A 12,500-nucleotide genomic window follows, 5' to 3' on the forward strand; every position below is an offset into this window, starting at 1 on the left:
CCGCACGAACGGTTTTGTCTGTTGGCCGCGTGCCGCCGCCCCGATCGTCAACCTCACCCCTCCACCAACCGCTCCCGCAACCGCGTCAACCGCCCGGCCCCGGTCTGCTTCACCGCCGTGGCGAGCGCCTTGGGCTGGGCGATCAGAACCACCAGCCGCTTGCCGCGGGTCACCGCGGTGTAGAGCAGGTTGCGCTGCAGCAGGGTGTAATGCTGGGTCGCCAGCGGGATGACCACGGCCGGGTACTCCGAGCCCTGGGCCTTGTGCACGCTGGTGGCGTAGGCGAGTGCGAGGGCGTCGAGCTCGCCGGTCTCGTAGGCGACGGGGCGCCCGTCGAAGTCGATGGTCAGGATCCCTTCGTCGAGATCGATCGTGCGGATCCGTCCGATGTCGCCGTTGAAGACCTCCTTGTCGTAGTCGTTCACCAACTGGATGACCTTGTCGCCCGGGGCATAGGTCCAACCGAAGCGCTCGATGCGCGGCTGGGCATCGGGATTCAGCGCCGCCTGCAGGGCAACGTTGAGCGCACGCGCCCCGAGACCGCCGCGGTTCATCGGGGTCAGCACCTGGATATCGCGCACCGGATCCAGGCCGAAGCGCGCCGGGATGCGCTCGGTCACCACCCGCAGGAGCCGGTCATGAATCGCCTCCGGGGTATCGACCCGGATCAGATGAAAGTCGCTGTCTGGGCCGTCCGCGGCCGCTGCTTCGGGTTGGTATCCGGCATTGATGCGGTGGGCGTTGACGATGATCCGCGAGGCGGCGGCCTGGCGAAAGATCTCGGTCAGGCGCAGGGTCGGCAGGGTGGCGGAGGCGATCAAGTCGGCGAGCACCGCGCCGGGTCCGACCGAGGGGAGCTGATCGACATCCCCGACCAGGAGCAGCGCCGCAAAGCTCGGCACGGCGCGCAGCAATTGGTTCATCAGCACGATGTCGACCATCGAGGTCTCGTCGACCACCACCAGATCCGCCTCCAGCGGATGCTCGGCATCGCGTTTGAATCCCATCACCTGCGGGTCGAACTCGAGCAGCCGGTGGATGGTCTTGGCCTCCCGCCCGGTCGACTCGGAGAGCCGCTTGGCCGCGCGCCCGGTCGGGGCGCACAAGAGGACATCCACACCCTTGGCCGCGAGGATCCGCAGCAGGCTGTTGACCACCGTGGTCTTGCCCACGCCCGGACCGCCCGTGATGATGGCGACCTTCGCCTCGAGCACTGTCGCGACCGCGGCGCGCTGGGAGGCCGAGAGCACCTGCCCGGTGCGTGTCTCGACCCAGGGCAGGGCCTTCTCGGCGTCGATCGGACCCCAAGGCGGCGGATCCTGCGCGAGCCGGCGCAGATGACCGGCGACCCCGCGCTCGGCACGCTGCAGGGGCGCGAGGAATAAGGCCGGGCGCTCGGCGATCGTCTCGGCGACCAGGCGCTCATCGGCCAGCTCGGACTCGATCGCCGCCGCGATGATCGGGGCGGGGATCTCCAGCAGGCGCGCGGCCTGGGTACTCAGGTCATCCCGCCAAGCGGCGCAGTGGCCTTCGGTGGAGAGCTCCTGGAGCACATGCCGCACCCCCGCCTGCGCCCGAATCGGCGCATCGCGCGCGATGCCGAGGCGCTCGGCGATCGCATCGGCGGTTTTGAAGCCGATGCCCCAAATATCGAGTGCCAGGCGATAGGGATTCTCGCGGACCTTCTCGACCGCGGCGTCCCCGTAGGTCTTGTAGATGCGCACCGCGCGCGCCGTGCCGATCCCGTGGGACTGCAGAAACACCATGATCTCGCGGATCACCTTCTGCTCGGCCCACGCCGAGGTTACCCGCTGTTGGCGTTTGGGTCCGATCCCCGGCAGTGCGAGCAACCGCTCCGGGGTCTCCTCGATGACGGTGAAGACGTCTTCGCCGAAGGCCGCAACCAGGGTGCGGGCAAAATGCGGTCCGATGCCCTTGACCATCCCCGAGCCGAGGTAGCGCTCGATCCCCTCCAGGCTGCGCGGCGGGACGATCCGCAGATTGGTCGCCTTGTACTGCAGCCCGTGCTGGCGGTCGTTGACCCAATGCCCCTCGGCTTCGAGATGCTCGCCGGGGGATACGCTGGCCGCGGAGCCGATCAGGGTGACCAGATCCCGCTGACCGCGCACCTGCACCCGCAGCACGCAGAAGCCGCTCTCGGGGCTGTGGTAGGTAACGCGCTCGACGGCACCGCTGAGCGGTTCGGTCGGGGCGGGCGATGCAGGCGGCGAGGTCACGTGTCCCGACTCTCAAAGGAAGCGCTCAAGTGAGCAGGGTATACATCCGTTCGCGACGGCGGCGGTACCACTTGTTGCCGGCGGCGTTTGCCCTCTCGGTCCACCCCGCTCTTGAGCCGGTAGCGATCAGTCCGTATAAGTACCGGAGCGAAGCGATTCCATCTCGGGCCTCGACCGCGGCCTCTCTTGACCGCGACGGTACTCGATTCTCACCTGCACGAATTCCTCGGCGCTGCTCAGCGAGAGGAATCGACACGAATCCGTGAAGAGGAAGGCAGCCATGACCGAGAATCCGGCCGACTCGAACCCGTTGATGTCCGGTCGAAACCAGTCGCTGTTTCCGCAGGCTTGCACCATCGTGATCTTCGGCGGCGCGGGCGATCTGTCCCGACGCAAGCTGATCCCCGCACTCTACAATCTCGCGTTGGACGGCTTGTTGCCGACACAGTTCGCGGTGATCGGATTCGCCATCGATGAGATGAGCGATGACGCGTTTCGGGGCTTCGCGCGCGAGGGCATCGAACGATTTTCGCGGCGCGAGCTGAGTGAGGAGGACTGGCTGGATTTCGCCGAGCATCTCTTCTACCAGCAAGGCGAGTTTGGCGAGGCCTCGGCCTATGCCGCGCTAAAAACACGTCTCGATGCGATCGAGCCGCGCTTCGGCATCTCCGGCAATCGGCTCTACTATCTCGCCATCCCGCCATCCTTGATCGATACCTGCGTCTTCGGGCTGCGGGATGGAGGCTTGGTAGCGCCGGCAGACCGGGATCTGCCCTTCACCCGTCTGGTTGTGGAGAAGCCCATCGGGCGCGATTTGCCCAGCGCGCTCGCCGTGAACCAGTCACTCCAGTCATGTTTCGCAGAGCATCAGCTGTATCGGATTGATCACTATCTTGGCAAGGAAACGGTCCAAAACATACTCGCGATGCGTTTTGGTAATTCGATCTTCGAACCACTGTGGAATTCCAAGTACATCGATCATGTGCAGATTACAGTGGCCGAGGCGGAGGGGGTCGGTACCCGCGCGGGATATTTCGAAACGGCCGGCGCCCTGCGCGACATGGTACAGAACCATATCCTGCAGTTGTTGTCGTTGGTGGCAATGGAGCCGCCCTGGAGTATGCGCGCCGACGTGATCCGCGACCGCCGACTGGACCTGCTGCAATGCCTTCGCCCGATGCGTATCGATGAGGTCGAACGGCACGTGGTGCGGGCTCAGTATTCATCGGGCTTCTTCCACGGCAAGAACGCGCCGGGTTATCGCCGCGAGAACGGCGTGGAAGCGGATTCGACCACCGAGACCTTTGTCGCCCTGCGCTTGTTCATCGACAATTGGCGCTGGGCGGGTGTGCCGATCTATATCCGTACCGGCAAGGCGATGCCGAAACGTGTCAGCGAGGTTGCGGTGCAGTTCAAGGCGGTGCCGCACATGCTGTTCAACACCGATACGGATCATCCACTCGAGCCGAATGTGCTGGCGCTTCGCATCCAGCCGGACGAGGGCTTGTCCTTGCGTATCGGCTCCAAGCTGCCGGGACCCAAGGTGAAGATCTACCCGGTCAAGATGGACTTCCGCTACGGCTCAACCTTCGGTGACCAGTCGCCGGAGGCTTACGAGCGTCTGCTGCTCGATGTCATGGCGGGCGACGCCACGTTGTTCATGCGCGACGACGCGGTCGAGGCGTCCTGGCAGTGGATCCAGCCCATCCTCGATGCCTGGGAGGCGAGCGGCGAGCGCTGGTTGCCGGAATACCCGGCGGGCAGTTGGGGGCCTATCGAGGCCGATCGGCTGATCGACGCCGACGGTCACGCTTGGCGTCAACTCTAACGACGGGTCGACCGCCATGAATCGTTCTGCCGAAGACTACATCGACCCGGTCGAGATCGAACGCGAGCTGACCGCAATCTGGGCGACCATCAACGGTCAGCAGAAAGACGGCGGCACTGTCACCCGGGCCTCCATGTCCAACGTCATGATCTTCTGCGACGGCGAGGACCAGGCGTTGGACGCCGCGGATCGGATACCGCGGCTGGTGCAACATCACCCGGCGCGGGTATTGGTGCTGGCTCTCATTGAAGAGCAGGCCGGTGAAGGCGTGCAGGCCTGGGTCACATCCCACTGCCGCCGCACCGGCGATGGCCAGCAGCTTTGCGCCGAGCATATCGAATTGCGCTTCGGCGTGGGCAGCGCGGCGCGCGCGGCATCGATCGTGCGTTCACTGCTGATCAGTGACCTGCCGTGCGCGCTATGGTGGCTCAGTCCGCGACCGCCGGCGCTCACCGGTGCGGTATTCGATGCCTTCGCGCCCATGGCGAACCAGATCATCTACGACAGCATCGGCTGGGCGGATCCGCCCAGTGGCGTGCTGGCAATGGTGAGGTGGTCAAAGAACAATCGCACCGTGATCTTCAATCTAGCCTGGCGCCGGCTCAAACCCTGGCGGCGGATGCTGTCCCAGAGTCTGGACCCAAGCGCGCTGCCCGGTGCGTTGCAGCGCATCGACGCCGTCGCGTTGCATCATGGTCCCCACGCCCTGCCGCTGGCTTGGTTGCTGCTCGGCTGGTTGGCCTCGCGTCTAGGCTGGCAACCGAAACAGGGCGTTGCGGAGGCGGGCAGCCAACTGAACTGGCGGTTCGAGTCGCCGAACGGTCCGGTCCGAATCACGATGCAACGTCACGACGATGGCCCACCCAATATCGACTGGATGCGCATCAGCTGGCAAGCCGGCGACGCTCAGCCGGCCGGCTGTGCTGAATATCGCCATGAGGGCCATCACATCCGCCACATCCCGAGCGATGATTCGATGAGACCCTCATCGACACCTGCGGTGGAGCAGCGGCTCGAACAGATGGTCGCTGCCCAACTCGCACACCGCGCCGGTGATCGGCTGTTCACGGAGTCGATCGCGTTCTCCGAGGCCATGGCGAAGGTGGTCAAAGGGGAGACCGTAGCGGCGAAGAAGGAACCAAATGAACGCGGTTAGCCTTTGGCGCTCCGGGCAACTGATCGACGCGTCTGGGCTCATCATCCGGGCTGGTTCGACCCCCATCAAGCGGGAAGCTCGGCCACGGACGCAAGCACCCCGTCCGGTAGGGGTTCCTGGCGCAGATTGTCCGGGCGGAACTGACGGGTGCGCGCCAACGCCCCAGTAAGACCATCCACGGCGCGCCAATAGCGCGTGTTGCCGAGGACTTTCTCTCCAAAACAGCGCCGAAGGAGACGCCGTCGATGCTTCGGTAGCCGCGGAACAATTGGCCGTCGGGTGCTGGCATTGGTTCGCACACCCGTTCGGTTCGGATCCTGAACGGGGTTGATCGACACCAGCCGGCCAAGTCCGACCGCCCGGTTTGCGCCGATGACCCGCTACAACAGCAGTGTCAGGATCCTTAGGGCTCTGCCGGCTGAAGCCGGTCGCCGGCATCTCAGGCTTCGCCGCCGGGGCGCAGCCGCGGCGCGCTCCAGCCGCGAAGTACGACGATGATGCGCAGGCTGAAGACCAGAACGAAGGTCGCCCCGATCGACAGCACGATAGGCCCGCTCCACGTCATCCATGTGGTTCGCCAGATACGGCATTGAGAACAGGAACAGCCCGCCGAGGATCGCGATCTCCTCATAGATGACGCCGCGGAAGGTGCGCGGCTTGCAACCGGTGACGACGTCAAGCAAGACCCCGCCACCGGCGCAAGTCAGCGCGGCCAGCAGCGGGATCCAGAGCCAGTCCAGCCGGGCGACGATCGCGACTTTGGCCCCGATGATGCGGAACGCCGCCAACCCGACGGTATCGGTGATCAGCAGCAAACGGGGAAAGCGCTCGCCCCATGCCTGCGGCTGCCGTGACAACCGGTTTTCCAGTTGCGAGAGAGTCTGCGGAATCGGCTCCCCGGCCGGCGTCACAAGACCGTCACCTGGTCTCCGACCCGGATCTGACCGCCCTCGCGTACACGTAGACAGTGCCCGCCTCGACCGCGGAGCGCCTTGGCCGTGCCGGTTCCGGAGATGCGATCCAGGTAACCGCATGGTGGGCGGGTCCGGTGCCACTCGAAGAGCGCCTCTCCGATGCGCAGGTGCCGCCTTCTCAGCTCGACGCCGGCCAACCCGGTCACGACCAGGTTGCGTCGGTGCTGGCCGTCGCTCAGCACCAGGCCATGACGTCGTTCGGCGCGGTGGAGGTCCTCGGCTAGGATCATGGTGACCTGACAGCCGTCGGTGAGCCGCCAGAAGCCTCGGCCCAAGTTGTAGCGATCCTCTGCCAGTCCTTGATCGACAATCGCCAGGGTCTGCGTGCATGCGCGCATCGGTGCCCCGGCCGAATTCGCGACGAAGATCGCTGCGAGGTGTGCGTCGGGCGCTCGACCCTGTCCTAGGGCGAGGCCGTGCAGGAGTCGCTCAAGCCGCGCTTTTAGCCAATGAGGACGCATGTGCGACCGCCCGTGATGATCAGCATGGAGGCCCGTCGCCGGTGGGCATGCTTCCGCACGTGCCTAAGCCGGCGCGGCGACGGCGCAGCGATGCTCGAGAAACCCCAGCAACGCGCCGACATGTTCCTCGATGCAATCGACCGAGTCATGGTCGGCGCCGTCGATTTCCAGCAGGCGCACAAGGCGTCCCGAGGATCGCGCATGGATCAGGCGCGCGTCGTTTACAGGAACCACGCGATCCGCCCTGCCGTGCACCAGCAACACTGGACAGGGGATGCGGGTGACTGTGTTCATGGGCGCGATGGCGTCGAAGCGGTGTCCGATCAGCCATTCCACGTAGCGGATGATTCCGTAGACGATCGGCGCGGGTAGGTGCAGGTGACGCACCGATGCCTCGGTCACGCGTGCGGGGTGGGCGAATGCGGCGACGCTGATCACTGCCGCGATATCCGGGTTGCGTGATGCCTCGAACAGGGCGGCGCCTGCTCCGACCGAGTGACCGAGCACGGCGACACAGTCGGCGCGTCGCGGGTGATGCCGTTTGAGCCAGGCGATGGCCATTCCGAGATCCTCGGCAAACCGCGGCAAGGAGGAGAAGGTATCGGCGTCGCTTCCGCCGTGATTGCGGGCATCGAACAGCAAGACGTTGAAGCCGGCCTGTCGGAAGGGGGCCGCGATGGGCAACATCAGCTCGGCGTTGCCGCCCCAGCCGTGCAAGATGACAAGGGTGCGTGTCGAGCCCGCTGCCGGAATCAGCCAGCCGAAGAGGGATCGGTGTCGCACGGTCGGGATGCGAACGGCCTCGAAGTCGAGACCGGCGTCCGCCGGCGTGCCGATTTCGCGGAGCCGGGGAGCGCGGAATCCCAAGTGCACGCCCGCAGGGATTGCGGCTGCGGCCAAAACGGCCAAGAGACTCAAGGTCGCGAGCATGTCGGTCGAATTCCGTGACGGCTTGGAAGATTGCGCCCGCACCCTCGACCTTGTCCGGCCGTCTTCAGATTGCGGTGTTCGGCAAGAGGAAAGTGATGGCATCGGCTCGCCTTTCCAAATGCTCCGGCCCGGAGGCCCCTTCTTTGAGCGAGACGCCCGAGACCCGACGGCGTCGCGCCTCCTCCATCAGGTAACGCAGTTTGCACGATGCCGATTCGTGACTCAGGCCGGCGGAGCGGATATTGGACAAGCAGTTGCGATCCGCATCCGTTCTGCCGACGCGCGGGCCATGGGTCAGGTAGACACCGAGACTGTCCGGCGAGCTCAGGCCCGGTCGTTCCCCGATCAGGATCACCAGGATCTCGGTCCGCAGCCGCTCGCCGATCTCGTCGCCGATCGCGACCCGACCCTGCTCGACGATCGGGATGGGACCGACCCGCCAGCCTGCGCCCAGCAGATCCGGGATGATTCGATCGAGGAAGGGCAGGGCGTTTTCGTGGATCGCACGCGCCGAGAGACCATCGGCGATCACGAAAACCACATTCGGTTCGGCACCGGACGCGCTCGCGACATCTTCGAGTAAGGCACGCGACTCTGAGTCCAGCCGACGTCCCAAGTCGGGACGCTGCAGGTACTCGAAGCGATTCGCAGCCGCACTGCGCAGACGCAGGCTCGTCCAGCAGCGTGCGTCGAGCTGCGTCGCGATGCCGTCGGCATCCAAAGGCAGATGGACGGCATCGCGAGCCTGGGCATGGGCGAGCTGAAACGCCAGATGCGCCTGCGTCGGCAGACTGCCTCCGGCGCGTCCCAATGCAATGCGTGCATCGGTGAAGCGACGCAGAGATGACCAAGGGTTCGAAACGACCGGGCTTTCGGGGTGCGACATGGTTGCTCCTAAGGCAGCTGCGCCAGGGCGCGGCGGAAGGGTTCCGGCAGTGCTTCGGAGAGGGCCAAGCGATTGGTTCCGTCGAAGATCCCCATTTCCCCGAGCCACGACTCGAACTCTGGTGCGGGTCTCAGCCCCAGGACATCCCGGACATAGAGGGCGTCGTGAAACGAGGTTGTCTGGTAGTTGAGCATGATGTCGTCCGAACCCGGGATGCCCATGATGTAGTTGCACCCGGCGACACCCAGCAGGGTCAGGAGCACGTCCATGTCGTCCTGATCGGCTTCGGCGTGATTGGTGTAGCAGACATCGCAGCCCATCGGCACGCCCAACAGCTTGCCGCAGAAATGGTCTTCGAGACCGGCGCGGATGATCTGCTTGCCGTTGAAGAGGTACTCGGGTCCGATGAATCCCACGACCGTATTGACCAGGAAAGGATCGAGTTTGCGGGCGAGTCCGTACGCGCGGGCCTCCAGGGTCTGCTGATCGACTCCGTGATGAGCGTTGGCGGACAAGGCGCTGCCCTGTCCGGTTTCGAAATACATAACCTGATTGCCGACCGTCCCGCGCTCGAGCGACAGGGCCGCGTCGCGCGCCTCGATCAAGAGGTCCAGTGTGACGCCGAAGCTCGCATTCGCGGCCTGGGTTCCGGCGATGGATTGGAACATCAGGTCCAGTGGTGCACCCTGCTCGATTGCCTGGATCTGGGTCGTGACATGCGTCAGCACGCAGGATTGGGTGGGAATGCGGTAGTGCCCGATGATCTCGTCGAGCATCCGCAGCAGGGTCGTGACCGCGGCTAGATTGTCGCCGGCCGGGTTGATCCCGATCATCGCATCGCCGTTCCCGTACAAGAGCCCGTCGAGGATGACTGCGGCAATCCCGGTCGGATCGTCGGTGGGATGGTTCGGCTGCAGGCGCGTCGACATGCGTCTCGGCAGCCCGATGGTGTTGCGAAAGGCCGTGACCACGCGACACTTGCGCGCGACCAGGACCAGATCCTGAATCCGCATGACCTTGCTGACCGCAGCGACCACTTCCGGGGTCAGGCCCGGAGACAAGGCGGTGAGTGCCGCCGTGTTGGCTTGCTCCGACAGGAGCCAGTTGCGGAAATCCCCGACAGTCAGATGCGCGACCTTGGCGAAGGCGGTCTTATCCTGATCGTCGATGATAAGGCGGGTGACCTCGTCGTCCTCGTAGGGCACGACTGATTCGCTCAAGAAGACCTGCAAGGGTAATTCCGACAGGGTCAGTTGGGCCGCCACGCGCTCGGCGTCGTTGGCCGCGATCACCCCGGCCAGGGCGTCGCCCGAACGTGCGGGCGACGCCTTGGCCATCAGCTCACGCAGGCCGTCGAAGCGGTAGGTCGTCGTTCCGATGGCTTGTTTGTAGTGAGGCATGGTGTTCTACCGGATCTTAGGCGACGCCCGCCAGTTCTGCCTCGGCGCGTTTGATCGCCTCGAACTCCTCCTCCGGGGCCTGCGCGACCAAGTGATGCCGGCTGTAGAAGAAGAAGTAGGCTGCCATGACGGCATAGAAGATCGCCGCGTAAAGCACGACCATCGGATTCACCAGGAAGCCGGCGACGAAGGCGACACAGGCCAGCACCAAGGCGATGCTCGAGGTCACGGTGCCGCCGGGCGTGCGGTAAGGACGCGCGAGATCCGGCTCGCGCCGACGCAGGACGATGTGAGAGGCGGTCATGAGGATGTAGGAGATGGTCGCCCCGAACACGGCCATCAGGATCAGCAGGTCGCCTTCGCCGGTGAGCGACAAGGCAAAGCCCAGCGTTCCCGGGACGACGAGCGCGATCCACGGGGTCTTGCGCGAGCCGGTGAGCGACAGGACGCGCGGCAGATAGCCGGCGCGGGATAAGGCAAAGACCTGTCGTGAGTAGGCAAAGATAATCGAGAAGAAGCTCGCGATCAGGCCGGCCAGACCGACCAGGTTGATGAATCCGCTGACCCAGGTGCGCCCGCCGAAAGCCGTCTCGGACTCCAGAGCGTCGATCAGGGGATTGCCCGAAGCCATCAGTGTGGACGAGCCTGCCCCTCCGGGGCCGACGACCAGGATCAGTGCCGCGAACAGGAGCAGGATCAGCATGCCGACGATCAATCCTTTGGGCAGGTTCTTCGTGGGGTCTTGCGTCTCTTCCGCCGCCAAGGGCACGCCTTCGATGGCGAGGAAGAACCAGATTGCGAACGGGATCGCCGCCCAGATGCCGAGGTAGCCGAAGGGGAGGAAGGCGCTCGCCCCGAGTGCATCGGTTGGCGGAATATCGAACAGGTTATCGACGCTGAAATGCGGAATCATGGCGATCACGAAGACCAGCAAAGCCGTCGCGGCCACGGCCGTGATTACGAAGATGAGCTTTAGTGCTTCGCCTACACCGTAGAGATGGATGCCGACAAAGACGAGGTAGAAGACCAGATAGACGGGCCATCCGCCGATGCCGATGAGCGATTCCATGTAGGCGCCGATGAAGACGGCGATCGCCGCCGGCGCGATCGCGTATTCCAAGAGGATCGCGGTCCCGGTCAGGAAGCCGCCGACCGGCCCGAAGGCGCGGCGTGCAAAGCCGTAGCCGCCGCCCGCAGTCGGGATCATCGAGGATAACTCGGCCAGCGAGAAGACCATGGCCGTGTACATGGTCGCCATCAGTACGGTTGCGATCAGCAGGCCGCCCCAGCCGCCCTGACCCAGCCCGAAATTCCAGCCTGCAAAATCCCCCGAGATGACATAGGCCACCCCCAATCCGGCGAGCAGGACCCATCCTGCCGCGCCCTTCTTCAATTGCCGGTGCTGGAAATAGGCCGCGTCGACCTTCTCGTAGTCGGCCCCATGCACATGAACGACGGTTTCTTCCGACACCTGTGATACCCCGCTAAGCGACAAAGATAGAAAGGATGCGATCGGTGCCATCTCGGGCTTGAAGCAGACAGACGAATCGGTCTGCCCTCCTGGTCTCGCGAGCTGCCCTCGGCTGCGATCTTTTGATGCAGTCGAGGCGCGATCTCGATCCCAACGCCCCGTATCGGTGCTGCGCTGCAACATCGGCGCGGCGCATGAGCAACAACCATAGGCATGAAGGCTCGGTTGCCCGAGTTTCAGGGGTTTGCACCGCACGATCCGAGCCAAAGCGTGTTGGCGGCTCGCGCGGCTCCTCCATCGTCGGCATCGAGAGGATCGCCGGAGCGGCACGTCGAAGGCCGTCGGGCGCCCATCGGATCCGTCGGCCGGGCGGTCCACTCGACGGCATCGACACCGCCGAGCGCAAGCGGCTGCTCTCGGAATGCGAGGGCGGGCGAGCGCGTCTCCGGTGCAGGACCATCGGTCTTGGCATAGACTGAAGACAACACACTCATGCCCTCGAGCGCGTCGTGAAGGACCGGACCGACACCGGCCGCGCAACCTCGATACGGAGATCTCCGGGCTCGTCGTGAGTGGCGCCCTGGTCGTCGCGATCGTCAAGCCAGAGGGCGCTGACCTCGTCGTCCGGACAGGAGCTCAACATGTTTCATGTCTCCCGCCCACGGCTTTACCGCCTGCTTGCCGCCGGTGTCTTCTTGCTGCTTGTGCGCTATGACGCTCTGGGCGCTTCCGCCATGTCGGCGCCCGCTTGGGATGACTGCCGTGACCGCGTCATCGCGAACCTCGAGGCCGCCGGTCTGCGGGATTTCGGCGACGTGAGCGCCTACACGGGCGCAACCGGTACCGGCGCGCTACAGGCGGTCATCGACCGATGCGGTTATCGCTCCGAAGACCTCGATCCGGCCTTTTGCGACGATCTCTACGAGCAGGTGTATGCGGCTTGCCGCGAGGATGGCTTCGAGGGAATGAGCATGGCCGCCACGTCTTGGGTTCTGATCTTCGATCCGAAAGGCCCGCTCGTGGAGCGGTTGAGGAGGATCTGTATCCAACGGGCGACGATCGACCGGACGCGGTTCGGTCGTCTGATCTGCGGGGAGTAACGGGAGTCAGCCGCTCGACGAGGTCCAGGTCCAACTGCGCGCTGTCGGTCGCCACAG

Annotated in this window: 11 protein-coding genes; 3 read left to right on the forward strand and 8 right to left on the reverse strand. The window is 64.8% G+C overall.

Features of this window, described 5'->3' with window-relative positions:
• Positions 1–53 precede the first annotated feature (53 nt).
• Positions 54–2,237: an SF1B family DNA helicase RecD2 gene (recD2, locus tag LT988_RS22625; RefSeq protein ID WP_232407763.1), complete on the reverse strand. Its 2,184-nt coding sequence runs from the start codon at positions 2,235–2,237 to the stop codon at positions 54–56.
• A gap of 280 nt (positions 2,238–2,517) precedes the next feature.
• Between recD2 and zwf the strand changes: the two genes are divergently transcribed.
• Both zwf and LT988_RS22635 read left to right on the forward strand, forming a co-directional pair.
• Entirely contained in the window at positions 2,518–4,065 is a 1,548-nt protein-coding gene (gene zwf, locus LT988_RS22630; protein ID WP_232407764.1) for a glucose-6-phosphate dehydrogenase, read from the forward strand.
• A gap of 16 nt (positions 4,066–4,081) precedes the next feature.
• The gene (locus LT988_RS22635) at positions 4,082–5,221 is read left to right on the forward strand and encodes a glucose-6-phosphate dehydrogenase assembly protein OpcA (RefSeq protein WP_232407765.1); all 1,140 of its coding nucleotides are present in this window, start codon (positions 4,082–4,084) and stop codon (positions 5,219–5,221) included.
• A 380-nt stretch (positions 5,222–5,601) separates the two neighbouring features.
• On the opposite strand, the gene LT988_RS22640 is transcribed toward LT988_RS22635, so the two are convergent.
• From LT988_RS22640 to LT988_RS22670, 7 genes are all read right to left on the reverse strand, one after another.
• Positions 5,602–6,132, reverse strand: coding sequence for a TRIC cation channel family protein (locus LT988_RS22640; protein ID WP_232407766.1), 531 nt, complete (start codon positions 6,130–6,132; stop codon positions 5,602–5,604).
• Complete coding sequence (locus LT988_RS22645) at positions 6,129–6,656, reverse strand: MOSC domain-containing protein (protein ID WP_232407767.1); 528 nt, start codon at positions 6,654–6,656, stop codon at positions 6,129–6,131. Before LT988_RS22645 ends, LT988_RS22640 begins: the two co-directional genes overlap by 4 nt.
• A 63-nt stretch (positions 6,657–6,719) precedes the next feature.
• Positions 6,720–7,586 carry an alpha/beta hydrolase gene (locus tag LT988_RS22650; protein WP_232407768.1) on the reverse strand — a complete coding sequence of 289 codons (867 nt, stop codon included), beginning with the start codon at positions 7,584–7,586 and terminating at the stop codon, positions 6,720–6,722.
• Positions 7,587–7,650: 64 nt separating this feature from the next.
• Positions 7,651–8,472 (reverse strand): ethanolamine ammonia-lyase subunit EutC, encoded by an 822-nt coding sequence (gene eutC, locus LT988_RS22655; RefSeq protein WP_232407769.1) that lies wholly within the window; start codon positions 8,470–8,472, stop codon positions 7,651–7,653.
• An 8-nt stretch (positions 8,473–8,480) separates the two neighbouring features.
• On the reverse strand, positions 8,481–9,872 hold the full coding sequence (locus LT988_RS22660) for an ethanolamine ammonia-lyase subunit EutB (protein ID WP_232407770.1): 1,392 nt from the start codon (positions 9,870–9,872) through the stop codon (positions 8,481–8,483).
• A gap of 16 nt (positions 9,873–9,888) precedes the next feature.
• Positions 9,889–11,343 carry an ethanolamine permease gene (gene eat, locus LT988_RS22665; RefSeq protein ID WP_232407771.1) on the reverse strand — a complete coding sequence of 485 codons (1,455 nt, stop codon included), beginning with the start codon at positions 11,341–11,343 and terminating at the stop codon, positions 9,889–9,891.
• A 490-nt stretch (positions 11,344–11,833) separates the two neighbouring features.
• Positions 11,834–11,986 carry a hypothetical protein gene (locus LT988_RS22670; protein WP_232407772.1) on the reverse strand — a complete coding sequence of 51 codons (153 nt, stop codon included), beginning with the start codon at positions 11,984–11,986 and terminating at the stop codon, positions 11,834–11,836.
• On the opposite strand from LT988_RS22670, the gene LT988_RS22675 reads away from it, so the two are divergent.
• Positions 11,985–12,443, forward strand: coding sequence for a hypothetical protein (locus tag LT988_RS22675; RefSeq protein WP_232407773.1), 459 nt, complete (start codon positions 11,985–11,987; stop codon positions 12,441–12,443). The two genes, LT988_RS22670 and LT988_RS22675, sit on opposite strands and share 2 nt — an antisense overlap.
• Positions 12,444–12,500 lie beyond the last annotated feature (57 nt).

This window comes from Thiocapsa bogorovii (assembly GCF_021228795.1).
Classification (GTDB): Bacteria; Pseudomonadota; Gammaproteobacteria; order Chromatiales; family Chromatiaceae; genus Thiocapsa; species Thiocapsa bogorovii.

Excerpts from the sequence above, each read along its gene's own strand:
- zwf (WP_232407764.1), top strand. The coding sequence starts at position 2,518 with ATGACCGAGAATCCGGCCGACTCGAACCCGTTGATGTCCGGTCGAAAC.
- LT988_RS22635 (WP_232407765.1), top strand. The coding sequence starts at position 4,082 with ATGAATCGTTCTGCCGAAGACTACATCGACCCGGTCGAGATCGAACGC.
- LT988_RS22645 (WP_232407767.1), bottom strand. The coding sequence starts at position 6,656 with ATGCGTCCTCATTGGCTAAAAGCGCGGCTTGAGCGACTCCTGCACGGC.
- LT988_RS22650 (WP_232407768.1), bottom strand. The coding sequence starts at position 7,586 with ATGCTCGCGACCTTGAGTCTCTTGGCCGTTTTGGCCGCAGCCGCAATC.
- eutC (WP_232407769.1), bottom strand. The coding sequence starts at position 8,472 with ATGTCGCACCCCGAAAGCCCGGTCGTTTCGAACCCTTGGTCATCTCTG.
- LT988_RS22660 (WP_232407770.1), bottom strand. The coding sequence starts at position 9,872 with ATGCCTCACTACAAACAAGCCATCGGAACGACGACCTACCGCTTCGAC.
- LT988_RS22675 (WP_232407773.1), top strand. The coding sequence starts at position 11,985 with ATGTTTCATGTCTCCCGCCCACGGCTTTACCGCCTGCTTGCCGCCGGT.
- LT988_RS22670 (WP_232407772.1), bottom strand. The coding sequence starts at position 11,986 with ATGTTGAGCTCCTGTCCGGACGACGAGGTCAGCGCCCTCTGGCTTGAC.